At 67.5% G+C, this 23,658-nt stretch carries 23 protein-coding genes; 15 read left to right on the top strand and 8 right to left on the bottom strand.

The features are described 5' to 3' along the window. Positions 1–361 precede the first annotated feature (361 nt). The 8 genes from E0W80_RS16610 to E0W80_RS16575 form a co-directional block, all read right to left on the bottom strand. Positions 362–967, bottom strand: coding sequence for a hypothetical protein (locus E0W80_RS16610; RefSeq protein ID WP_131494144.1), 606 nt, complete (start codon positions 965–967; stop codon positions 362–364). A 123-nt stretch (positions 968–1,090) separates the two neighbouring features. Further along, positions 1,091–2,335, bottom strand: coding sequence for a M23 family metallopeptidase (locus E0W80_RS16605; protein ID WP_067119802.1), 1,245 nt, complete (start codon positions 2,333–2,335; stop codon positions 1,091–1,093). An 8-nt stretch (positions 2,336–2,343) separates the two neighbouring features. Continuing rightward, positions 2,344–4,401, bottom strand: a complete 2,058-nt coding sequence (locus E0W80_RS16600) for a hypothetical protein (RefSeq protein WP_067119805.1) — start codon at positions 4,399–4,401, stop codon at positions 2,344–2,346. Further along, positions 4,398–6,929: an ATP-binding protein gene (locus tag E0W80_RS19445; protein WP_231880319.1), complete on the bottom strand. Its 2,532-nt coding sequence runs from the start codon at positions 6,927–6,929 to the stop codon at positions 4,398–4,400. Before E0W80_RS19445 ends, E0W80_RS16600 begins: the two co-directional genes overlap by 4 nt. Before the next feature lie 55 nt (positions 6,930–6,984). Further along, complete coding sequence (locus E0W80_RS16590) at positions 6,985–7,566, bottom strand: hypothetical protein (protein WP_067119811.1); 582 nt, start codon at positions 7,564–7,566, stop codon at positions 6,985–6,987. Positions 7,567–7,575: 9 nt separating this feature from the next. Further along, positions 7,576–7,902 carry a hypothetical protein gene (locus tag E0W80_RS16585; protein ID WP_067119814.1) on the bottom strand — a complete coding sequence of 109 codons (327 nt, stop codon included), beginning with the start codon at positions 7,900–7,902 and terminating at the stop codon, positions 7,576–7,578. Between the two features lie 18 nt (positions 7,903–7,920). After that, positions 7,921–8,919, bottom strand: a complete 999-nt coding sequence (locus E0W80_RS16580; RefSeq protein ID WP_067119816.1) for a conjugal transfer protein — start codon at positions 8,917–8,919, stop codon at positions 7,921–7,923. Next, positions 8,919–9,146 (bottom strand): hypothetical protein, encoded by a 228-nt coding sequence (locus E0W80_RS16575; RefSeq protein ID WP_067119817.1) that lies wholly within the window; start codon positions 9,144–9,146, stop codon positions 8,919–8,921. Before E0W80_RS16575 ends, E0W80_RS16580 begins: the two co-directional genes overlap by 1 nt. Positions 9,147–9,458: 312 nt before the next feature. Between E0W80_RS16575 and E0W80_RS16570 the strand changes: the two genes are divergently transcribed. The 15 genes from E0W80_RS16570 to E0W80_RS16500 all read left to right on the top strand — a co-directional run bounded on the left by E0W80_RS16570 (position 9,459) and on the right by E0W80_RS16500 (position 23,655). After that, positions 9,459–10,223 (top strand): hypothetical protein, encoded by a 765-nt coding sequence (locus tag E0W80_RS16570; RefSeq protein WP_067119819.1) that lies wholly within the window; start codon positions 9,459–9,461, stop codon positions 10,221–10,223. A gap of 763 nt (positions 10,224–10,986) precedes the next feature. Beyond that, complete coding sequence (locus E0W80_RS16565; RefSeq protein ID WP_082914384.1) at positions 10,987–11,661, top strand: ParA family protein; 675 nt, start codon at positions 10,987–10,989, stop codon at positions 11,659–11,661. 2 nt (positions 11,662–11,663) lie between these two features. After that, entirely contained in the window at positions 11,664–12,284 is a 621-nt protein-coding gene (locus tag E0W80_RS16560) for a hypothetical protein (protein WP_067119821.1), read from the top strand. Positions 12,285–12,289: 5 nt separating this feature from the next. Continuing rightward, positions 12,290–12,982 carry an SAF domain-containing protein gene (locus E0W80_RS16555; protein WP_067119823.1) on the top strand — a complete coding sequence of 231 codons (693 nt, stop codon included), beginning with the start codon at positions 12,290–12,292 and terminating at the stop codon, positions 12,980–12,982. Positions 12,983–12,987: 5 nt separating this feature from the next. Then, on the top strand, positions 12,988–13,818 hold the full coding sequence (locus tag E0W80_RS16550) for a hypothetical protein (RefSeq protein ID WP_067119825.1): 831 nt from the start codon (positions 12,988–12,990) through the stop codon (positions 13,816–13,818). Next, positions 13,815–15,386, top strand: a complete 1,572-nt coding sequence (locus E0W80_RS16545; protein WP_067119828.1) for an ATPase, T2SS/T4P/T4SS family — start codon at positions 13,815–13,817, stop codon at positions 15,384–15,386. The genes E0W80_RS16550 and E0W80_RS16545 overlap by 4 nt, the downstream gene beginning before the upstream one ends. A 1-nt stretch (position 15,387) precedes the next feature. After that, positions 15,388–16,257 carry a type II secretion system F family protein gene (locus E0W80_RS16540; protein WP_082914385.1) on the top strand — a complete coding sequence of 290 codons (870 nt, stop codon included), beginning with the start codon at positions 15,388–15,390 and terminating at the stop codon, positions 16,255–16,257. Further along, a complete protein-coding gene (locus E0W80_RS16535; protein ID WP_067119831.1) occupies positions 16,254–17,135 on the top strand; it encodes a type II secretion system F family protein in 882 nt (293 codons plus the stop codon). Before E0W80_RS16540 ends, E0W80_RS16535 begins: the two co-directional genes overlap by 4 nt. A 100-nt stretch (positions 17,136–17,235) precedes the next feature. Further along, positions 17,236–17,430: a hypothetical protein gene (locus E0W80_RS16530; protein ID WP_067119834.1), complete on the top strand. Its 195-nt coding sequence runs from the start codon at positions 17,236–17,238 to the stop codon at positions 17,428–17,430. Positions 17,431–17,444: 14 nt separating this feature from the next. Beyond that, positions 17,445–17,855, top strand: a complete 411-nt coding sequence (locus tag E0W80_RS16525; RefSeq protein WP_082914386.1) for a TadE/TadG family type IV pilus assembly protein — start codon at positions 17,445–17,447, stop codon at positions 17,853–17,855. After that, positions 17,855–18,304 (top strand): hypothetical protein, encoded by a 450-nt coding sequence (locus E0W80_RS16520; RefSeq protein ID WP_067119837.1) that lies wholly within the window; start codon positions 17,855–17,857, stop codon positions 18,302–18,304. The genes E0W80_RS16525 and E0W80_RS16520 overlap by 1 nt, the downstream gene beginning before the upstream one ends. Beyond that, on the top strand, positions 18,301–18,711 hold the full coding sequence (locus E0W80_RS16515) for a pilus assembly protein TadG-related protein (protein ID WP_067119840.1): 411 nt from the start codon (positions 18,301–18,303) through the stop codon (positions 18,709–18,711). The genes E0W80_RS16520 and E0W80_RS16515 overlap by 4 nt, the downstream gene beginning before the upstream one ends. 8 nt (positions 18,712–18,719) lie before the next feature. Further along, positions 18,720–19,328, top strand: a complete 609-nt coding sequence (locus tag E0W80_RS16510; protein WP_067119843.1) for a hypothetical protein — start codon at positions 18,720–18,722, stop codon at positions 19,326–19,328. Positions 19,329–19,383: 55 nt separating this feature from the next. Next, entirely contained in the window at positions 19,384–20,367 is a 984-nt protein-coding gene (locus tag E0W80_RS19440) for a hypothetical protein (RefSeq protein ID WP_231880320.1), read from the top strand. Positions 20,368–20,382: 15 nt separating this feature from the next. Continuing rightward, a complete protein-coding gene (locus tag E0W80_RS16500) occupies positions 20,383–23,655 on the top strand; it encodes a LysM peptidoglycan-binding domain-containing protein (RefSeq protein WP_067119846.1) in 3,273 nt (1,090 codons plus the stop codon). Positions 23,656–23,658 lie beyond the last annotated feature (3 nt).

Raw genomic sequence — 23,658 nt, 5'->3', positions numbered from 1 at the left:
TATGTCCGGCACCCAACGAGGCTGGTCGACACGCCGCTCTTCCGACACGTCTAGTGAGACTCCGACACTTTCGTGAGACTCTCCGACAGCCTTCGTGAGACTCCGACACTTTTCGTGAGATCGGACAAATACCCACGCAACCATCGCGCATGCCCCCCGCTTGACACGGGTGATAGGATCAGCCCGAACGGCGTTCTGCCGCAGGCACGGTTGTCGGCACGGGCTGAACCCCTCCCCCCTGTAGCTATTTCCAGACGTCGAGGTCGCGCAGTTATGGCGCAATATCGCGGCGCATATCAGCGGAACATCGCCACGCACACGCCGAGATCGGCGTCATCGTTGCCTCAGCGGGCAGCGTGGATCACTCGTCGACGTCGGATGGCGTGCTCGAGCGCTGCGCTTGAATCTCCCGGCGCCGCTCCCATTCACCGCGTAGCCAGTCCCCTTGCCGCTGCGCTGCAGCACGACTGATCCCTCGAGCTCGCGCCGGCGCCGGCGGGAAGGGCGCTCCTTCGTTGTAGAGATGCTCGAGCCGATCCGCTTCACGCTCGAAGGATGCCGCGACCAACCCCGCCAGAGAGGGAGCGCCCTCAGCCTCGTCCCGCGTCGCCCACCACGCGGCCTTGAGCCGGGCGTGTAGATCGACGGGAAGGTAGTACGCCTGATGGGCGTACCCGGTGGCACCCCGAGGGTTCACCCCTTGCGCGCGAGCCGGGGATGACGGGAAGGGCTCGCCACCGTTGAAGGTCTCCTCGAGGCGACATGCCTCGCGCGCAAAGGCGACCTCGACGAGGCCCGCCAGAGAGGGAGCGCCCTCAGCCTCGTCCCGCGTCGCCCACCACGCGGCTTTGAGCCGCGTGTGCAGCGCGGTGGGGATGAAGTACGAGAACGAGCGATACCCAGTGGCCGATGCTCGGCCAGCGGGGCGCGGGGGTTCTTCGGCGGCGTTGACGTCTCTTGTTGGCACGAATCGCAGACTGGAAATGATGAGTTGCCCCGGTTTCTAGGGGCGTCGGGTTCCCTCACCATACCTGTCGGCGTTGCGGCCGCGTGTGCTTTCCGGCCCGCATTCCCGCTGTTTCCAGGGGGGTCAGAGCCGCCGGCACGTCCCGTCTGCGGGGCAGACCTCGATGCCGTAAAGCCGCAGGAACTCCTCGGGGTTCACGAAGTCTGCGTACATTGCCGGCGCACCGAGAGAGCCGGCCGTGGTCAGCTGCGCGACCGCGGGGTTGGTGTTGCCCGTGGTGCTGACAGCCAGATGCAAGTGGCAGCCACCGCTCGGTGGGACGTTGCCGGTGACGCCGATCTGCTGGCCGGCGGTGACTTCGTCGCCGACGTCGACCAGGCGCTCGCTCTTGTACATGTGGAGGTAGCTCACAGTGAACCCGTCTGGGTGCCGGATCGACAGCCACAACGTGCTGCTCAGCGTGACCGTGCCAGGCAGGACCGCGTAGACGGGGTCGCCGCACGGCCCGGGCCACTGCTGCAGGTCGATGCCGGCGTGCCAGCTCGAGGCGCCCGGCACCGTGACCTCACGGGGGCCGTAGCCGGACGTCATCTGGTAGCCGGGATCCATCGGGTAGGCAGCCTGTCCGACGACGGTGCCGCCCTCGCAGCTGACCGAGCCTCCGACCGCGGTGATGATCTGCTGTGCGGCCGTCTCCCACTTGTCATAGGCATCGGGGTAGGCCGAGACCTGCACGGTCTGCGCGGCCTTGCCGAGCGGCATGCTCTCCCACCCAGGAACGTCCAGCAGGCCGCGCGGTGAGCCCTGGTTGGGGCCCTCGGGGCCACCGAAGAACGCCTTGGTGGCGTAGGTCGGGTCCATGAGCTCTGCAACGGTTCCCCACCCGGAGACGCGCTGCTGGAAGAAGTTGACGGAGTCGTGGTCGCTGCCAACTGCATCGTGTGGGTAGTCCAGTGATGCCGGCACGCTCGAGTTGGCGTACATCTTCAGCCCCGACTCCTGCAGCGCGGTCATGATCGCGATCTGCTGGCCCTTGACCGAGACGCCGAGGGAACGCGCGATCGAGAGGATGGTTGCGGCGTGGTTGAGCTCAGTGGGTCCGAGGGTGCGCTTGGAGCCTCCGGTGGTCTCTACCTCGAGCGAGCTCGTCGGCGATGTTCCCGTGGTGGTGCATTCGCCAGATCCGGAACCCATGCTGCTGCCCAGCAGCACCATGATGAACATGGTGTAGCCGCCGAAGAGCACCACGGGCACGAGGATCAAGGCGACAACCCACAGGATGACCTTGCGCGAACCGCGGGGCTCGCCCTCCGCGTCGACGCCAGGCAAGTCACTGGGCGCGGCGGGCCGCTCGAGGGTGGTGGACATCCGTCAGCTCACCCCCGGGTGATGGCGAGCCGGCTGCGCAGCTCGGCGCTGCGCGGCGAACGAGCTCCGCGTGCCGCGAGTGAGGAGATGTCGACGACTCCCCCGACCGGACGACGCTCGATGTGTCCCATGCCAGTCGAATCCACGACGATCCGGCGGGGCGCGTCCGGCGTCCGCGGGGTTCGCGTCGGCGGGGTGGGCTCCACCACCAGCGGTACAACCTTCGTCGACGTCGTCCGGGGCTCCTCGGCTGCCCGGTGAGATCCGCCCTGTACTGCGGAGGCACCGGCCGTGATCGCTTTGCCGGCGCTCTTCTGCGCCACCCGGCCTCCGACCTCGATCGCGGCTGCGCCGGCAGCTCCTGCGACGCCGCCGGCGGCCGCGCCCTTGGCAATGCGCGCACTAGTGAAGATGAGATCTGCGGTCTTGGAGGCCGTAGCTGCAGCCCCTGCCGCTCCTGCCCCACCAGGGCCGCGCTGAGACGGCGGCAGCGCCGCGCGGCCAGAGGAGCCTCCGGGGGGCGCCACGGGCGGCGTGGAGGGCGCAGGAGCGCGCGTGGCGGTCATTGTGCCGATGTCCTGCGCCGCGGCAGGGCCGAAGTTGATCGAGCGGGCGTCGATGTTCCGGTCGGGGCGGCGCAGCGCCGCGGCCGCGACGGTCGACACCGCACTCATCGCTGCGACGGCCTTGACGCCGTCCCGTTCGGCGGCGCCACCCTTGCCCATGCCGAACTTTGACAGCTGCTCGGCCATCGACCGCCCGGCTTTCTTCGCCATTCGCTTCGCGCGGACGAGCATGAAGACCAGCACGCACATCACCAGCGTCGCGAATCCCATCTGCGCGACGACCGGGATCCCGAGTCCGCTCAGACCGGTGATGATGGCGACGGTCAGCTTGAGCACGGCAGCCATCACCACGGCCATGAAGACGATCGCCACCAGCCCCATGAAGGTGTCCGCGAGGGACTTCCACAGCGGGTAGCGGTTGATCGGGAGGATGCCGATGTAGACGTTCCACATCGTCTTGAGGGCTGCGATGAGGAAGCCGATCACCGTCACCAGGAACAGCACCCCGAATGCCATCGGCAGGAGGAACAGCGCCAGGGCGCCGGGAGTCATCGTGACCGCGGTGGCCACCTGGCCGAAGTTGGGGTTCTGGTTGTACGTCTTCGCGGCCTCGTCGCAGGCGCCGACGGCGTCGCGGACCTCGTTGCCACCGGTGTTGATGGGCGCGGAACTGGTCATCGTCTCGGTGAACGTGCTGGCGCAGGCTCCCTCGAGGGCGTGGCCGAAGGCGATCGTCTGGGCGGGGATCTTCACGAAGATGTCGACCAGCTGAGAGGACACTGCCGCGCTGAGCATGTTCTCGGAGTCGAGGGTGGTGTTGTTGATGTCGTCGCTGACGACGGCCGCGGCGATCTGCCCGCCGTAGTCCTGCGCCGTGTCGAGGGCGCCGCCGGCGGCGGTGAGGCTGGCGACGGGGTTGGCGAGGAGGCCGGTGGCGAGGACGGCGCACGTCGCGGAGATCACGATCTCTGCCCACCCGGTGGAGTGTCGGCCGAGCATGATCGCGATGCCGGCGATGCCGCCCGCGATCATCAGTGCGAACGGGATCCAGTTGATCTCGCCCAGGAACCCCTCGACGACGTCGGCCAGTGCCCCGAAGGGAGCCGCGATCACTCCGACCCACTCGAAGGACAGCAGCCAGTTGCAGAACCAGATCATCCACGACACCAAGCCCAGGTGCCCGGTCCAGATCGGGTCCAGCCATGCGGCGATGAAGGCCTTGCCCCAGTTGAAGATGTCGCCGCGATCGAGGGGGAGAACCGTGTAGGAGGACAGCGGTACTCCCCCGCTGTCGGTGATGTCGCCGCCGAGCAGGAACGGTGCCGCGCCGGCGCCGTCTGCGGCATAGGCCCAGTACGTGTTGCCGAACAGGATCAGGAACACGTCGACGAAGACGACGGCGAGGATGCGGGTCCACCAAGGGTGCTCGTGTGCCCAGAAACGGACGCGCCAGAACGCGCCGCCGAGGGTTGCGAAGGTATGCCGGTAGAAGGTGATCATGGTGCCACCAAGGACGGCGTGGACAGTACGGCTTCGCGGCGGTCGGGACGCTCGGGGAGAGTCTTGCGGAACTTCCCGATCCGGCCGCGCTGGTCACGCACGAGGCCCTCGCCGCGCCGGTCGGCGGCGACCTTTCCATCCGGGCCCAGTGGCGAGAGATCCTCGGTGACGACCTTCACCATGGTTGCGTCGGCGGGCTCGCCAGTCAGCCACTCGATCGCACGACGGGCGAGATCCTTGTCGGTCTGTCGCATGACGTAGCGGGTCTTGAGGAGACCGCGGGTCTGCGTCTCTCCGAAGTCGGCGGGGTCGTGAGAGCCGAGGGCGAAGTAGGCGCGGTGCTTGCGTCCGTCGCGGATCCCGATGCGCAGGTCTCGCTCACCCTCGGGTGACTGAGTGATGTGGTGTGTCTCGTCGAAGTAGGCGCCGGCGAGCTCGCGCGGGTTCATGAAGCAGACCTCGCGCGAGATCCCCATGAGCATCGCGTACATGGCGCGGCCGTAGATCTTTTCCAGGGGCATCTCGTCGAACAGGTGCGCGTGCTCGAGCTCGGTCTTGTCAGGCAGCGACAGCCCGTGGGTGAGGAACACGATCGCGCGGGAGTCCAGGTTGACGGCGGGCAGCCCGTCGTCGAAGAGCACTTCGCCGATGTCCTTGGAGGCAACCAGGTTGATGAGCCCGCCGAGCTCGTCGCTCTCGGGGGACGTGATGCTCTTGAGGTGCGCGGTCAGCCGGCCGAGGCTGGTGATGTCGTGGGCGGCGACGTACTCCGGCTCGAGCAGCCGGGACAGAGCGACACCGCGGGAGTCGCGGGCGCGGATGCCGAGCATGACCGCGAAGAGGCTCTGCACCATGCGCGCACCCACACGGGGCCCGAAGACGCGCAGCGGGTCCAGCGAGTACTCCGGGGCCATCAGGTCGACGATCGTGGTGGTGTCGGGGCGCAGGCTCTGCGCGAAGGTCGCGTACTCCTTGGATTCGGTGCGGTCGATCGCGACGACGCGGCCGTTGCGGTCGACGGTGTCGCCCATGTCGCACTTGAGGAGCACGCTCTTGCCGGCGCCGAGCTCTGCCACGACGCCGAAGCTGGCGCTGGTGTCTGCCTGAATGCTGCCGTCTGCGTCTCGGAGGATCGGGGTGTGCCGTGCCGTCGAGATGTTCTCGCCGAATCGGGCGCCCTTCTCGTCGCCGAGCTCGTTGCTGACCAGGGGGACGCTGGTGGCGAATTCGCGGCCGGTGGTGATCTGGGTGAGCTCGCGGACGATGCGGCCGGTGGCGGTGCCGGGGAGCATCGCCCACCAGAGCTCTTCCTGACCTCCCAGCGGAGCCTCGAGGAGGAAGTCTGCGCGCTTGTACTCGTCGGCGACGAACCGGGCCTTCGCCTTGGCGAGGTCGGCGCTGTCGGCGCCGACTGCGAGCAGGATCGTCGCTTGTACCTCGACCTCCTTGTCCGAGCGGTTGAGCGAGGCGTGGTACGCCGCGAGGGTCTCCGCGATCTCGCCCAGGTCGTTGCCGCCGCCGGTGATGGTGGCGGTTCCCTCCTGGTGCTTGTACTGCTCCTCGAGCGCGGATTCGGCCTTCTTGTTGCGGCGCTTGACCTCGTCGGCGCCGGTGACGGTCAGCCGCACGGCCCAGTCGACGTCGAGGGGGAGCTGGTCGACGTGCGAGATCCACTCCACCCCGGGAGAGACCCAGCCGGCCTTGGGCGCTCCCACGAGCGCCTGGATCACCTGGTAGGAGGACGCCTCGTCGGCGTAGGGGCTGTGCACCTTGACGTAGCGGCGCTTGAACGGGAGGAACTGCTGCCCGGACTTCGGGTTGATGTCGCTCTGCCCGCCCTCGTCGATCCAGGGGTTGGGCATCGAGGATGGCATCTGGAAATGTGCGAGGTCATCGGCGGTGAAGCCGTCGTCGTCAGCTCCCTGTGCCGGCGGGACCGGTGCGGCGGTGTCGACGGCGAGGCCGCGCTGCTGTGAGTGCAGCGCGATCCAGATCTGCTCGGCCGGGGTTGCGCGAGTCGGCTGGAAAGCCGAGGGGATGCGGACCTCGATCTCCTTCGCCATCTGAGCCACTGCTGCGATCTCGGCGTCGGACGGCAGCTGTCGGGGCAGCGCGAGGCTGTCGCGCAGCTTGGTGTCCGCTGCCCGCAGTGCGGACATCGCACGAGCCTTCACGGATCCTGCCGCCAGTGGTACGGAGAACCAGAACGCGCGTGTTCCGAGCGGGATCTGCTCGAGCGCGTCCAGGGTCAGCTCAACCTCTCGCGCCCAGTCGGGGCACTCGTCGATGCGAACACCGTCCAGCATGCGCTCGACGATGGCGACAGGGTCCAGATCCGCGCACAGGCCGAGCAGGAGCCCCTCGCCGCGGTGGGCCTGGAAGAGGGCCTGGTGGTGGGCCTTGACGAGCTGCTTGGTCGCGGCGGTGCCGTAGGCGTAGGGAAGCGGCTGCAGCCGCCACGTCGCCCAGACCACGCCCGAGCGCGTCCACATGAGGTTGGCTGTCATGGCTGTCGCGGGAATCTGCATCGTCGTCTCGTCTTTCAGTCGGTCGGTTCGGTGAGGGGAGCGGGTGAGGTCTCGGTCATCGCCCATCCCCTCCTCGGGCCTGTTGCAGCAGCCGTTCGACGCCGCTGACCGCATGCGCGGGTGTACGGGCGGGCAGCGGCGTCGAACGCTGCGGGGTCACCGGCTGCGCCGCAACGGGTGCTGCCGGTTCGGGTGCTGTGGTGATGTCCTCGTTGAGGGCGAGCGTGGCCGTGACAGGCTCGGCGATCGTGGTCTTGCCTCCCGCGAAGTGCGGTGGGCGGACCCGCATGGTGGTCCCGCGGTACCGGCCCGCAGCGGGGCGTGTCATCGCGGCGAGGCCGCTGCTGATCACGCTGAGCATGTTCCGGCGCGTGGCGGGGATCCGTCCGGCTCCCCATGCTGCAGCCCAGGACACGGCGGCAGCGAGGGGGATGTCGACGATCGGAGAGCCAGTCCCCCACACTCGCTGCGTCAGAAGCGCGCCGACCAGGACGATCGCGAGGACCACTCCCTGGGTCAGCGTGTAGGGGCCCCCGGGGATCTTCGTGCCGTCGTGGAGACGGCCGATGAACTTCGGGAACCGGCGGCTGCGCGTGTAGAACCGCGCAACCTCTCTCTCTTCGTCGTGCTCGGCCACAGCTGCCCCTTAAGCGCTCAGCCGATAGACCGCGTCGCCGGTCGCGGTGATGCTCTCGTCGAGCACCAGCACATCCGGCGCTGCGATCTGGTGAACGGTTGTACCCAGGGCGTTGACGGTCTCACCCTGGATGAGGGTCATGACCCATTCGCCGCCGCCGAGAGCGAGGAACATCGCGAACCCGCACAGCAGGCCGGTGATGATCGTCGTCGCCACGGCGAACTTCACCTTGGCGGCGACGACGAAGAACACGATCGCGGCCACCAGGACGACGAGGCCTCGGAAGGCGGTCGTGCCGTCAGCGACGATCCCGTTGATCCAGTCGAAGAATCCCATGAGGGGGCTTTCCTTTCGTTACTTGCCGGAGCCGGTAGGCGTCGGCGTGGGGGTGGGTGTGGCCGACCTCTCGGAGGCCGCTTGCGGTGCAAGATCAATGGCGCTGACTTCCCAGCGGGAGGCGCGCGCGGTGAGGGTGAGCGAGTACGTCGACGTCAGCTGCTGCTCGAGGGGACTCATCAGGGTCGTGGTGGCGAGCACCTTCACGGTCGACCCATCGGAGGGAACGTCCTCGGGCATCACGTCTGAGCGGAGCTCCTCGACGCTTACGTTGACGTAGGGCGCCGGCGTGACGGCCGTGAAGTCCGTACCAGGTGCGCTGTAACGGGAGAGATCCCCGGATCCTGCCAGGTACGCCCCAAGGAACGCGCTCACCGTCTCCGCCGCGGGATCCGACGAGCTGATCGACTGGTTGTAGACCAGAGCAGTCGTGGACCCCTGCAGAGGAGCGGCGACCTGCGCCGGCAGCCCCACAGCCCGCAGAGCGTCGCTGCCGACCGCGATCGCAACCTGGTAGTAGCGACGTGGCCACGCCGTGGTGCTCCCGTCCGACGAGTCGCTCACGGCGAGCTCCTTGACGTTGGCGGCGACGACGACGTTGACGAAGCTCGTCCCCTCGACGGGGGTGATGGATGCGATACCGAGGTCGCGGTACTCCCACGGCTGGTCCGACATCTGCCGCAGTGATCCGAGGTCGACGTAGGTTCCCAGGTCGCCCGGCTCGCTCTTCGTCGCGCCGAGCCAAGAGCCCACGAAGCCGAGCGCGTAGTCGCCGGCAGCCTGCTGCTGTGCATCGAGCCCGGCGACCTGCGCCTGCGTCGACGCGGCCACCACGGCAGGAGGGCGGGTCGCTGCAGCGAACAGCGCCACCGGGCCGCAGGCGATCGCCACGAATAGCGCAGCCGTCAGCACTCGACCACCCATCTGCCGGCCATGCGTCCAGCTGCTGCCCTTGGCCTCGGGAACCCGCTTCTGCTTCGCCTCCTTCGGCGTCTTCTCACGCTTCTCACGAACCATCACGCACCCCCTCTCGGCTGCAGCTGCGCAACCCGCAACGCTGCGGGCACGGCATCACGCAACTCCTCGACAGCAGCGATCACGCGGCCGTGGGTAGACGGGTCGAAGGGACGATCAAGCGTCCCCGCCACCGCCTCCTCGAAGCCCTGCCGAGCGCGGATGGCGCGTGCCGCATCCGGCTTGAACCCTTCCCACATCGCGTCGTCCGCGGTGCTGCTCTCGCTCACGTCTTGTCCCTTCCGAAGACCCTGTGTCCTCCACCCAGATCGGGGTGGCATATGGGTATAGGCCCGACTTCGGGCCCTTCGCGGACATCGCAGGACGAAGAATTCTTGCGCGGATATTGCGGACGTACAGCAAGGCAAGGAAATGCTTGTGGCCTGGTGTTTTACCGGCTTTTCCAGACCTGGAACAGGAGGCCGCACACGGGTCGTCCTGAGAGGCGCCCACGGCCCCGCACGGTTTTCCAGGATCTGAACCAGGGGTGCTGAGGAACGTGGCCCTTCGTCAACCGACGTCACGACGAAGGGCCATTTCTCATGACTGCTTGGGCGAAGACTTCACCTCTTGCCGATCAGCTGTTCGACGAGTGGAACGCCATCCACTCGCACACCACCCACCACTTCGGGGAGCTCGGCGAGCTCACCGGCGACGAGGCCGTTGCCCTCATCCGCCACCCCCAGATGAACGACGAGCGAGACGCCGTCCTCATCGCCCTGCTCCGCCTCGAGCACGCCGGCGACACCTTCGCCGGCAGAGTGCTCCTCAAGTCGTTCATGCCTCTGGCACTGCGACTCCCCTCGAGCGTTTCGGCCATGCGGTCGATGTGGCACCACTCCCCCGCCGATGCACGCACCGCGACGATCGGCGTGCTCTGGGAAGTCATACACACCTACCCGCTGAACCGCGTCAGCTCGGTCTCCGGCAACATCCGGCTCGAGACGATCAAGGCGCTGGGACGCGCCTATGGCAGCGAGGCGAGCGTCGACGCACTCGCCGTCGAGGACGAGGTCCTCGAGAAGATCGCCGGCGCCGACGAGACCGACGACGTCTTCCGCGATCTGGTCACGATCCTCACCTGGGCGATCGACGCGAACGTGCTGCGCCGCGACGAGGTCCAGCTTCTCGCGCGCATCGAACTCGCAGAGGGCGACCCCGGTGCGGCCCGGGATGCCGCAGCCGACGAGCTGGGCGTCTCCCGCGAGACCCTCAACCGTCGCGTCTGCCGCATCCGCACGAAGCTCATGCGGGCCGTCTCCGGTGACCTCGAGGCAAAGGTCTCCTACGCACCCCGCCGTAGCTGAGCGCCACTCGCCTTAGCTACGCAACGCCACCCTCAGACTCCCCGAACTGACAGAGCCCCTGGATGGCCCCCAGGGGCTCTGTCGCCCATTTACGGCACCAGAGACTCGGATCCATGGTCAAAATCCTCTCAGCGGGCGCTACAGCGGCTCTCAGGGTGCATTCGATCCTGATGATCCCCGTCGCATCGCACTCACCCCGCTCGGGCCGGGCACTCGTAGCGGCCCGACGCTTCACCCACGCCACACCCGCAGCATGCACCCCGCTCCACTCTGGCGATAAGCTCGATGCACCGGCCGCAAGGCTCGTGCTCGAAGCATGCAATAACCGGCGCAATACTCCGTGCAATATCCGTCGCCGCATGCTCGCGATATCTCCGCTGGTATTGCGCTCCCGCTGCGCTAGTACATGGCCGTACTTCCGCTATATCTGCGCAACTCTTGCGCCTATACGAGTGCAACGTCGTGCGCTACCCCTTCGCATTATCAGCGCGTGCTGTGCGCAGTCTCATGCGCTTGATTGGCGGATGCGTAGCGCTGTTCTTGTGCTAGTAGCGCGCCGGTCGATCACCACACCTGTGCACGTTATAGCGGAATTAGTGCGGACGACATGCGCATTAGTTGTTGCATATTGGCGTGAATGTCACGCTATACTTGCGCCCATGTACCCGCTGATGTTGCACACGCATCGCGCAGCCCCTGCGCATAGCTCCCGTCCGCATAGCGCCGCTACAGCGGATGCACACTCCCGCGTCGGAGGCCTCTCGTGAGGATCATCGCCGTCGTCGGTCAGAAGGGCGGGGTCGGCAAGACCACCACCGCCATGAACCTCGCAGCGGCACTCGCCCGCGCAAACAACGTCATCGTCGTCGACGTCGATCCGCAGCAGTCAGCTGCGCGATGGGCGGAGCGAGCGGGGGACAACCTTCCCTTCGACTTCGCCGCAGACGTCGACCCCGACAACATCATCGGACTGCGCAACCTTGACGACTACGACGTCGTCCTGATCGACACCCCCGGCAGTCACGAGAACACCGGTGTTCTCTCCGCCGTCCTGCGCGTCTCTGATTTCGTCGTGCTGCCGCTCGAGGCCGCGACCATGGCGATCGAGTCTGTCACCGACACCCTCGTCGAACACGTCCTACCGGCTGGCCTTGACTACCGGCTCCTGCTGAACAAAATCGACCGGCGCCGTGGGGGCCGGCGCCTCGAGGACTGGGAAGAGCTGCTCGACCGTGGGGAGTTCATCGACGGCGTCACCGGCCTGCCCCGGTTCAAGAACCACATCCGTCTGTCGGCCAGCGTCGAGGACGCGCCCTTCGACGGGAAAGTCGTCACGCAGTACACCGATACGCGAGCCAACCAGGCCGCGATCTTCGATTACAGCAGCGTCGCCTTCGAGCTGACGTCGCTGTGGGCCAACCAGAAGAAGGGCGCTTGATCATGGCTCGTCAGGATCTCACCAAGCTCACCCGCAAGACGCCTGCGCCGACGCCGGCAGCCGACACCGCAGAGCTCGACGACACGGCACAGGGCAACGAAGCCCCCGAGCAGGCCACCGCTCCCGCAGCTGCTGTCTCGAGCGAGCCGAAGGCGCCGGCGCCGCGAAAGCGCGAAACGCAGCCTGTCGCCGACTCGACGCCGGGGGACTCCGATGCCGCAGCGGGGGAGTCCCGCGAAACGGCCAGCAAGGGCGTTCCCGTACACCTGCCCACCTCGCTCAACGACCGGCTGCAGGCCTACATGACGAAGACCCGCAAGAGCCACCAGACGGTGCTCCTCGACGCGCTCGAGGCGACCTACCACCAGCTGCCCGAGCTCATCGAGAAGGCGACCTCCGGTGACGCCGCCGAGGAACCGCAGGAGCGAGCATCCCTGTTCGCCCGACCCAGCCGACCCGCGCCGGTGAGCTCAGGAGAACCCCGCATCAAGCACACCGTGCGGGTGAGCCCCACTAACCGCAAGGTCTTGGACTCCATCACCGCCGAGCTCAAGGCACCTTCCCGCAATCTCCTCATCATCACCGCCTACGAGGCATTCCTTCCGCCCATCAACGAGAGCTGAGAACCATGACCACCACCACCGACCGCAAGTCCAAGCGAACCCAGAAGGACACTGAGACGACCGAACAGCCCACCGCCCGACAGGCCGCAGTTCTGCGACCCACCCAGTCACGGCGCCGGCCTGTTCTCATCGCTCTCGGCGTCGCCCTGGCTCTACTCGGCGGCGTCGGAGTCTGGTGGGTCACCACGAACCTCACCCGCACCGTCAGCGTGATGGCGACCGACACCGACATCGCCCGCGGCGAGACCATCACCACCGAGGACCTCACCACCATCCAGCTCGCTGGCGGGCAGCAGGTCGACGCGATCACCGCGGCCGACGCTGCAGACATCGTCGGCACGACCGCGCTGGTCGACCTTCCCGCCGGCACGCTCATCACGTCCGCCAACACCGGCGACACCCTCCCCGTCCCTGAGGGATCATCCATCGTCGGAGTGACGCTCACCCAGGCGCAGATGCCCGGATACCAGCTCGCCGCCGGTGATAACGTCCGCATCGTGGAGACCCCGGTCACCCAGGGCGACCCGCCCGTCGAAACCCCGCAGAGCTTCGACGCCACGGTCTTCACCGCGACCTACGTCGCCGAGACCCAGGTGTGGGTTGTCGACCTCATCGTGCCTGACCGGGAAGCGCCTGACATCGCCGCACGCGCCGCCACCGGCCGCGTCGCGCTGATCATCGACTCGACGGGGGAGTAACCCGCATGGCGATCATCTTCCTTGCCAGCACAGCCGGCGCCCCAGGCGTGACCGCTGCTGCCTGCGCGCTCGCTCTCAACTGGCCCAAACCCGCCATCCTCGTCGAGGCGGACACCAGCAAGACCAGCAGCATCATCCCGGGTGCACTGCGCGGCCAGGTGTACCACAGCACCGGTCTCACCGAAGCTGCCGTCGCCGACCAGTACGGCGCTCTCACGCCGGACAAGCTGTGGGAGCAGACCGTCGAGATCAGCGAGAACAAGGTGCTGATCCCCGGGTTCAAGAGCCTCCAAGGCGCCGCCGGAGCCGGAGCGCACTTCTGGCGATCGCTCGTCGACGCGCTGCGCCCCTACGAAGCCGCCGGCTACGACATCCTCATCGACGGCGGGCGCCTCCACACCAACGACGCCCGCCTTCCGCTGATCCGCGAAGCCGACAGCATCACCCTGTTCTCCGACCGCACGCTCCCCGCCGTGGCCAGCATCCTCTCCCACTGGCGCTCCCTCGACGACAACCACAACCCTGTCCCGGAGTGGCTGATGACAGCCCTCAACGACATCGGCCACAGCGGATATGTGGACCTCGCCCTCGTCGAACGCGCGACCACACAGGAGACCTGGCCGGTCAAGGAGGTCACCAAGCAGATCGGCATCAACCTCCTCGGCACCATCCCGTGGGATCCCCGAGGAGCTGCGATCTACGCCCTCGGAGCCCCCACGGCGCGCGGCGACCGCACCGCCTACGCACGAGCTATCGGCGCCCTGCTGCACAGCTACAGCGACGTGCTCAACACCCGTACCTACTCGACCGCCGACAACTGGGAGGCACAGTCATGAGCGACTCCACGCCCGACCCCGCCGACCTCAGCAGCCTGCCGTTCTTCGCTCAGCCCTCGCGGCCCGCGCAGCAGCCTGCCCCCGGCCTTCCGAACATCGAGCACGCCGCTGCACGCCTCACTCGCGCCGCGCAGCGGCAGGCACCGGAAGCGACCGCTCCGCCCAGCCCACCGACCACCGCCACGCCCACACCGCCGCCGGCACCCGCCGTGTTCGACACCACCCTCGACTCCCGCAGCGACCTTCCGTGGGACGAGATCGCGATCATCCGCGACGAGGTCTCCCGCGAGCTCGCTGCCGTGTTCAGCGAGTCGATGGACATCGACAACGAGCAGCGCGAGCAGATGGCTCAGGATCACATCGTCGACCGCGTCCGTGCCCGCGTCGACGAGCAGACCCGTCGGCCGGGGGAGCAGCGCTGGGAAGCGCCGATGCAGAACGCCATCCGGCAGGCCGTCTTCGATCAGCTGTTCCGGCTCGGCCGGCTGCAGCCGCTCGTCGACGAGCCCGGCGTCGAGAACATCCACATCAACGGATACGACGATGTCTGGATCTCTTACGCGGACGGGCGAGTGGAGAAGTACGGCTACCCCATCGCCGCGAACGACCGCGAGCTCGAGCGCGAGATCAACATGCTCGCCTCCCGCTCCGGCGAGGGCGGCCGGTCCTTCACCAGCGCGCGCCCGCGCCTGCACATGGATCTGCCTGGCGGTGCCCGCCTGGCGGCGATCGCCGAGCCCGTCGCCACACGGCCCACCATCGTCATCCGTATCCACCGCCTCGTCGACGTCACCCTCGACCAGCTCGTCGAGCACGGCACCCTTACCCGCCCGGCTGCAGCGTTCCTTCGTGCCGCCGTCATCGCCGGCGTCTCGGTGGTCACCAGCGGATTCCCCGGTGCCGGCAAGACCACCCTTCTCCGCGCCCTCGCCGACTGCATCCCGGCCGATGAGAAGATCGTCACGATCGAGATGGAGCGGGAGCTGTACCTGCACCAGATCAAGGACCGTCACCCCCGCGTCGTAGCCCTCGAGGCGAAGCCGGGGGAGGGGGAGCGTGGCGCCGATGGTCGCCTACCCGGCGAGATCACGCCCGAAGACCTGGTGTACGACACGCTGCGGCTGGATACTCAGCGATTCATCGTCGGTGAGGTCCGCGGGCCCGAGATCTACGCCATGATGCAAGCCATGCAGTCCGGTGTGGGCTCGCTGTCCACTCTGCACGCCGCCAGCGCCGACGACTCGATCGACCGCATGTCCGCGCTCATGCTCTCCCGCGGCAACAACACGACCCCGGTGTACGCCTACCGAATGATCGAGCAGAACATCAAGATCGTCGTGCAGATCTCCAAGATCATCGACCCGGCCACCGGGAAGCCTCGACGCATCGTCACCGAAATCGCAGAGATTCTGCCGGGCGAGGAGCAGAACAACTCCCGGCCCGTCGCTTCTCAGGTGTTCCGCTTCGACCGGTCGACCACCACTCTCATCCCCGCGGACATGCCGTCTCCCCGACTGCTCGAGGATCTCAAGTTCCACGGCTTCGACCCCAGCAACCTCGGAGTGTGACATGGCTACCAACGCGACACTCGCCCTGAGCCTCATCGTCGCCGTCGCCGGCGCGATCCTCGTCATCCTGGGGTTCGCCGGCCGCCGCAACGAGGCGGGCCTGCCCACCCGCCGGGCGCTGAAAGCACGGAGAACCCACCAGCTGACGCGGACGCAGCAGATCCAGCTCCTCGGTGGCGCTGCAGTCGGCCTCGTCTTCGCACTCATCACCGGGTGGTGGCTGCTGGTTCTCGCCGTCCCCGCGGCCGCGGTCGGGCTGCCCTGGTTGCTGCAGAAGGGCCCCGAGGAGGCAACGATCGCCAAGCTCGATGCCCTCGAGTCATGGACCCGCAGCCTTGCCGGTCTCACCGTCTCCGGCGCCGGGCTCGAGCGCACGATCGCTGCCTCGCTGAGCAGCTGCCCCGAACCCATCAGGCCCCAGGTCACGCAGCTGGTCGCCCGCATGAATGCGCGCTGGACAACCACCGCGGCGTTGCAGGCGTTCGCCGACGACCTCAACGACGAAACCGCCGACGTCCTGGTGATGCATCTGCTCCGCAAGGCCGAGCTGCGCGGCTCCGGTCTCGCAGCCGCGCTCGAGGATCTCGCGAAGAGTATCTTCGAGCGGGTCAAGATGCGCCGGCAGATCGAAGCCGACCGGGCCACGCCTCGAAACGAAGCCCGTTTCGTCGTCTACTTCACCGTCGCGCTGCTGATCCTCCTGGTCCTCGCTCAGCAGTACTCCGCCCCCTACGGCACCCCGATCGGGCAAGTCCTGTTCGCCGTCTACCTCGTCTCCTACGCCCTCGTCCTCCTCTGGATGCGGCGCATCAGCCGCGGTGAACCGGCGCCCCGTCTGCTCGTCCCCACTGAGAAAGCTGGTGAGAAGTGAACCTCGCCCTGATCGTGCTGCCCGGCATCCTCGTCGGCCTCGGCTTCGCCCTAGTCGTCGCAGCGCTCGTCCCCACCCAGCCACGACTCTCAGCCGCCCTCGAGCGGATCGGGACCACGAGCGTCTCCCAGGACACCGCCCACGCGGCTACCTTCGAGAACCGCGTCGGATCAGCTGTGCTCCGACGATTCAGCGACAGCCCCTCGTTCAAGATCCCGAGCACCGACCTGCGACTGATCGGAATGAGCGTCAACCGGTACCTGTACCAGAAGGTGCTCTCCGCAAGTCTCGGGCTGCTCGCACCCATCGCTTTCGGCCTCATCTTCCAGGTGCTCGGAATCACCGCGTTCTACATCCCGGCGCTGTTCGGACTTCCGCTCGCCCTAGGCGGCTGGTTCCTGCCCAACCTCCTCGTCCGCGACCAGGCACAGGAAGCACGCACCGAGTTCTCCCGATCCGTCGCCGTCTACATGGAGCTCGTGGGATCCGAGCGCATCAGCGGCGCCCCTCCCGGGAAAGCCCTCGAGTCCGCAGCGCAGGTCGGCCGCAACTGGGCCTTCGTGCGGATCCGCCAGACCCTCACCGAAGCTCGCTACGCCGGCGTAGCCCCGTGGGACGCGCTCGAGCAGCTCTCCAAGGAAATCAACGTCCCCGACCTCGGCGAAATTGCCAAGGTGATCAGGCTCTCAGGGGAGCAAGGCGCGTCGGTATATGAGACACTCAGGGCACGGGGGCAGAACCTCCGCGACCGACTGCTGAACGACGAAGCAACGGAGGCGAACAAGGCGACCAACAAGATGACGATCCCGATGACGCTCACAGGTGTTCTCTTCATGCTTCTCCTCGGAACACCCTTCGTCCTCGACGCATTCTTCTGAGACGTTGGAATCCACCGATGTCCGCGAACCACCCAAACCGGGGCCTATACCTATTAGACCGAGTACCACCCAACCCCCAAGTGAAAGGAAACAGGACCACATGTCGACACTGAGCAAAGAGTTCCTCTCCCGCATGCGCGGGCGGGCGGCTCGCCTGACCAACGAGCCCGAGCGCGGCTCGATCACCCTCGAGCAGGTCATCTGGACAGCAGGCATCGCAGTCGCCGCAGTCGCCGTCGTGGTGATCATCGTCGCCGCGATCAACGCCTACGCCGGCCAGATCCCCACGGGCTGAAAGGCCACTCGCAGATGGATCGCACCACCACCGATCACCGGCAGCGCATGCTCCACGCGCTCGCCGGTGATCGGGGTGCGGCCACGCTGCAGAACACGATCATCGCCCCCGTGCTGCTGCTCCTGCTGGCGCTCTTCCTGCACCTGGGCATCATCCTCCACGCCAACAACCTCGCTCACGCTGCAGCGACCAGCGCCTACAACGCCGCGCGCTCGTACAACGCCAGCAGCAGCGACGGCACGACCGCCGGCCTCGCCGTCATCAACCAGAACGGCACCCCGATCAGCGGCGCCGCCGTCGACGTCGACCGCGGTGCGGAAACCGTGACCGTCACTGTCACCGGCACCGCCCCCAGCTTCGTCCCGGGCCTCAACACGGCCGTCGACGTCACCGTGACCGGACCCGTCGAAAGGTGGGTCGACTGATGCGTCACATCCGCACCTTCCTCGACAAGCTCCGCGACGACCGCGGATCCGCCGGTCTCGAGATCGCGATCCTCGCTCCCGCGCTCGTCGCGCTGCTCGTCCTGCTCGCAGCCGCCGGCCGACTCGGACTCGCCGGCAACGCCGTCGAGTCCGCCGCCTCAGCTGCCGCGCGCGAAGCATCCCTCGCCCGCTCCGCCGTCGAAGCCCAGGCCGCAGCGGAAGACATGGCGCGGATCTCCATGAACCAGTCTGGCGTTGAGTGCACCACCCTCAGCGTCAACATCGACGCATCCGGTCTGAACGCCCCCATCGGCACCACCGGCCAGGTCAGCGCGAGCGTTACCTGCACGGTCGCCCTTAGCGACGCGGCCATGATCGGGATGCCCGGTACCCGAGACCTCAACGGCACCGCCGTCTCGCCCGTCGACGCATACAGGGAGCGCCGATGAGAAACACCATCCAGAAGCTGCGCGACAAGCTCCGCGACGACAGCGGCGTCGCGACGATCTACTTCGTCATCATGACTGTCGGCTTCCTCTTGATCGTCGGCCTCGTCGTCGACGGCGCAGGGAAGGTCCAAGCCAACCAGCAGGCCTACTCCACCGCAGCCGGCGCCTCACGCGCAGCAGCCAACGCCGTCAGCGGCGCCGCGATCATCGACGGCACCACCGCGATCGACACCAACCGGGCAGTCACCGCGGCCAACGGCTACCTCTCCGCAGCAGGAGTCGGCGGCAACGTCTCGGTCGCAGGCGACCGGATCACCGTGACCGTCCTGACCGACTACAGTCCCGTCTTCATCCCCATCGCCTTCCCCGTCGAAGCCACAGCCACGGCTGAGCTGATCACCCAATAGGAGCCCCCATGAGCATCAAGCGCATCGCCATCGCCGGCATCATCGCCGCCGCCCTGACGCTGACCGCCTGCACGGGCACCGGCAACCCGAACCCCACCGCTAGCCCCAGCAACACCCCTACGCCGACGTCTACCGCCGGCACGAAAGTTCCGCCTCCTGCGAGCGAAGACGAGGCGATCGCAGCTGCAGATTCCGTCCTGACTGAGTACTTGGTCGCACGCGGAGAAGTCAACGCGGCGGGAGGTACCGATACCTCCTCTCTCGAAGTACTCGCGACCGGCAAGGCACTAGACGTTGCTGTAAGGGATGCGGCATACGTCGCGGAGGGCCCGGTTCTCAACGTCGACCAGGTCAATGTCGAAGGCCCGGCAACTACTGAGGGCGCGATCAAGTACGAGACTCTCTCGGCTTACGGGCAGCCGTGGGAGGACGTCGAGAACGGTCTGGTGACGATCAATGCTTGCCAGGACGCGAGCGAATACAAGGTGTTCGCGAGTGATGGGTCGGAAGCTCTACGTCCCGACGCTCGGACCACCTTCGACTACCAGGTGATCTACGACAGCGAGCGTCAGACCTGGCTGGTCTACGACCTGATCAGCCTGGGGGAGAGCTGCTGACTGTGGCTCGGGAGATCGCATGCTGAGACGACTACTTACTGCCACCATCGCCGCGATGGCATTGATCGCGGGATCGGTCATGGCGATGACCACTCCTGCCAGCGCAGCGAATGGCGTGTGGTGCGATCCCCAGACCACCGTCTGCTACATCACGATCGCGGCACCCTCGGATCCAGCACCGAACCCGGACAGCAACGGGTGGACCGCTGGTGCCCCTACTTGCTACTACGAAAACTCCCAATCCGGCCTCCTGCAGCTGGGTTGGACTGAGGACGAGATCCGTGTCTTTGACGGCGGAAGCTACCAGCGCTTCTACGCGATCATCGACTGTGGTGGTTCGACGTCGTACTGGTCGAACAATCGCCAGTGCTACGTCTTCATGAAGGACGGTGTCTGGCCTGCACGCCCCCCTGGCTACTCGCAGGAGGCGGGCTACTACGGTTGCATCATGTTCAACCCCACACCGGGGGGATCGCCGGGTGTGGGCACGGAGACCAACTTCTGGAGCGAGACTGTTCCTCCCGGGCTGCAGGTCCTCACCCCCGGCGCCGCAGCCGAAAGGCTGATCTCCACCTTCGCTCTGCGAGGCATCGACATCGGCATGGCGCCCCAAGTCAACCCAGAGTGGGGCCACCGCCGCGGTTACGTCGGCGTCCCGATCTGGCTCTGGGTGGAGAACCCCCAGCCGCTCACCTGGGGCCCTTACTCGGAGACGGCGACGCTCGGCGGGCAGACGATCACCGCGACTGCTCAGGCAACGTCCGTCCGGTGGCAGATGGGTGACGGCTCATCGACCACCTGTGGCAACACGGGCACCCCGTACAACGTCGGCTACGGCATGACGACGTCGCCCACCTGCGGGTATCAATACACGACCACGTCGAGCCGGATGCCCGGCGACCGCTTCATCGTCACGGCCACTACCAACTGGACAGTGACGTGGACCTCACTGGCCGGCCCCGGCGGCACCATCAACCTGACCACCAACAGCGCCGCTGACCTCGAGGTCAACGAGCTGCAGACCGTCATCGTCCCCTGACCCCACGGAGGCATCATGAACCGCATCGGAAAGGGCATTGGGTCGCTGATCCTGCTCGCCGTGCTGCTGATCGGGATCCCCGCGGGTCTCGTGTTCTTCGCCGGCAATCCGCTGCCGTCGTGGGACGAGCTCGTGAGCGCGTTCACGATGCCCGACTACACCGGATCGTTCCTCGTCGGAACGATCATGCCGATCGCGGCCTGGATCGCGTGGGTAAGCTTCGCGGTGGGATTCCTCGCCGAGCTGCCCTCGCAGCTTCGCGGTGTGCCGCGGCCGCGGATCCCCGGCCTGGGCATGCAGCAGAAGGTCATGGGCGGTCTGCTCGCCGCGGTGATCGCACTGTTCGCACCCGCCACCGCCTTCGCTGCCGAAGTCCCGACGACACCCTCGGTGTCGATGAGCGCTTCCGTCGTCTCGACTGAGGTCGCAACGCCAGACGCCGAGCAGGCAGCCCCCGTCACAGCCGGCCCGCAGTACACCGTGACCGGTTCCGACACGCTCGCGCGGATCGCGGAGTCCACGCTGGGCGACCGCGCCCGCGCTACCGAGATCTCCGCGCTCAACATCGGAGTCACACAGGCAGATGGCAGCGCCCTGGATTCGTCCGGCTGGTTGCACGAAGGATGGGTGCTGACCCTCCCCGCGGACGCTATCGTGGCCTCCGCCCCGGCCCCGGCCGCAGCAGCCCCCGAGACGACCGCCACCGAAGTCTCGTACGAGCAGCGGACGGTCGAGTCCGGCGACACCCTCTGGGACATCTCGGCCGAGACCCTCGGTGACGGTGCGCGCTACCCGGAGATCTTCGAGGCGTCGAAGGGCACCGTCCAGCCGGACGGCACCACGATCACCGACCCGAACTGGATCTACCCGGGGCAGACAGTCAGCATCCCCACGGCCAACACCGTCCCCGTCACCCCGCCCGCACCGGCGCCCGCACCCGAGGACGGTGGCGCAGCTGACACCGGCGCCTCGCCCGAGGTCGATGAAGGTGCCGCCGGCGCGGATCTCGGCGCCGGGGGAGCGGGCGAGCAGGCAGACGACGCAGCCGGCGGAGCCGAGGAGAGCGAAGCCGGCGCGGCCGAGGACACCAGTGGTGCCGGCCTCGGCTTCACCACCACCGAAACACCGGCAACGTCCGAGGAGGCGCAGGCACCGGCAGCCAACGCCGACCAGGCCGAGATCGACGACACCGGCATCGAGGACTACTTCAACGTCGCCACAGTCGGCGGTATCGGTGCAACCCTCGCCGCCGGCCTGCTCACGCTGCTGGGCTGGCGCCGCCTGCGTCAGCGCCGCGAACGCAAGCCCCGCCAGCGGATCGCGATGCCGGACGAAACCGTGTCCAGCGTAGAGCTTGAGCTGCGCGCCGTCGAGAACCCGCAGGGCGCCGAAGCCGTCGACACCGCGCTGCGTCACCTGGCCGTCTGGGCGCAGGACACCGGCAACCGCCTCCCCGCGCTGTACGCGCTGCGCCTGGACGAAAGCTCGGTCGCGGTCTACCTCGACGAGCCCACCGACCTGCCCGCCCCCTTCACCCAGTACGACCCCGAAGACAAGCTGGCGTGGATGGTCGCCCTCACCGACCTCGAGCCCCTCGACCGTGTCCCGTCCGCCCCGTACCCGGCGCTGGTCATGCTCGGCCACGACGACAACAACGGCCACATCTTCGTCGACCTCGAGCGCATCGGCGCTCTCAACGTCGTGGGTGCGAACAGCGAGCAGCGCCGCGGTGTTCTAACCGCGATCGCGATCGAGCTCGCTGCCAACACCTGGTCCGAGGACGTGCAGGTCACTCTCGTCGGCGTCGGCGACCGGCTGCCCCTCGCGCTTGGCAGCGGCCGCGTCCGCCACGTCAGCGACACCGAGACCCTGCTGCGCAACCTGCGCGGGCAGGCGACTGAGGTGGAGCAGGCCCTTGCCGAGCTCGGCGTCGACGGGCTCGAGCAGGCCCGCACCACCGGCGCCTATGCCGAAGCCTGGGCGCCGGAGATCATCATCCTCGGCGACAACCCCGACGACGCGACTCGGGATGCCATCAGCGAGCTCGTCACCCGCCTTCCGCGGGTGGGCATCGCCGCCGTCAGCGCCGGCCACCTGACCGGCAGCTGGAACCTCGCACTCACCGAGGACCGCCGCGCCGAGCTCGAGATCCCCGGCACCGACGTCGCGATCCCGATCACCCCGCAGACGATCGGCGCGAAGGAGTACAACGAGATCCTCGCCCTGTTCGACGTCGCCACCGAGGGTGCAGCAACCGGCGTCGCTCTCGACGACGAGCTCGAGCTTGACGACATCCCCTCGGCCGCGGCCGACGACGAGGCACTCGAGCCCGAGCTGCACCAGGACGTCGACGCCCCCGCCGAGACCGATGCAGCCGAAGAGCCCGCCGAGGACGAGCCCACTCCCGTTGTGGCCGAGACCGACATCGTCAGCGAGGAAGGCGAGACGATCCCCGCGGCCGCGGCCGACGACGCCGAGACGCCACTGGCGTCGATCACACCGCTGCACCGCGGCCCTTACCTGCAGATGCTCGGCACCGTCGAGGTAAGAGGCGCGCGCGGCGAAGCCCCGGTCAACCCGAACACCGCAGCACAGTGGCGATCGGCCGTGCGCCGCGGCACCGAGCTCGTGGCCTTCCTCTCGGTCACCCCGAACGCTTCGGCCGAGCAGGTACACGCCGTGTTCTGGCCCGGCCAGATCGCCAGCGGCAAGAAGGCGAACGACGACCGCAACGGCCTGCTCTCCAAGACCCGTCGCTGGCTCGGCCAGAACGACGAGGCCGAGTGGTACGTCCCCTACATCACCACCGGCGAGTACCGCCTGCACGAGGACATCCGCTCCGACTGGCAGGACTTCCTCGAGCTCGTCGGAGACGAGATCTCCGCCACGTCGACCGATCGGCTCCTCGCCGCGCTCGACATGGTCAAGGGGCAGCCGATCAGCGGTGTCCCCGACAAGCGCTATGTGTTCGCCGACCGGCTCCGCAACGAGATGATCGCGCTGATCGGCGACGTCGCCCACGAAGCAGCGACCCGAAGCCTGTCCGCCGGGAAGGTCCGGCAGGCCCGCTTGGCGTCCGCCATCGGGCGCATGGTCGACCCGGTCAACGAGATCTACTGGCGCGACGGCCTCCGCGCCGAGCACCAGGCCGGAGATCTCGCCGGCGTCGAGCGTCTCATCACCCAGCTCGAGCAGAGCCTTGCCGCGATCGACGAGGACTACGAGCCCGAGCCCGAGACCCAGGCTCTCATCGCGCAGCTGCGCCGCCGGCACGCGATCGCCAGCTGAGAC

It is taken from the genome of Microbacterium sp. PI-1, assembly GCF_004337555.1.
In the GTDB taxonomy this organism is placed as follows: Bacteria; Actinomycetota; Actinomycetes; order Actinomycetales; family Microbacteriaceae; genus Microbacterium; species Microbacterium aurugineum.
Note: the sequence above shows the minus strand (reverse complement) of the source record. Positions and strands in the feature narration are given on the sequence as shown.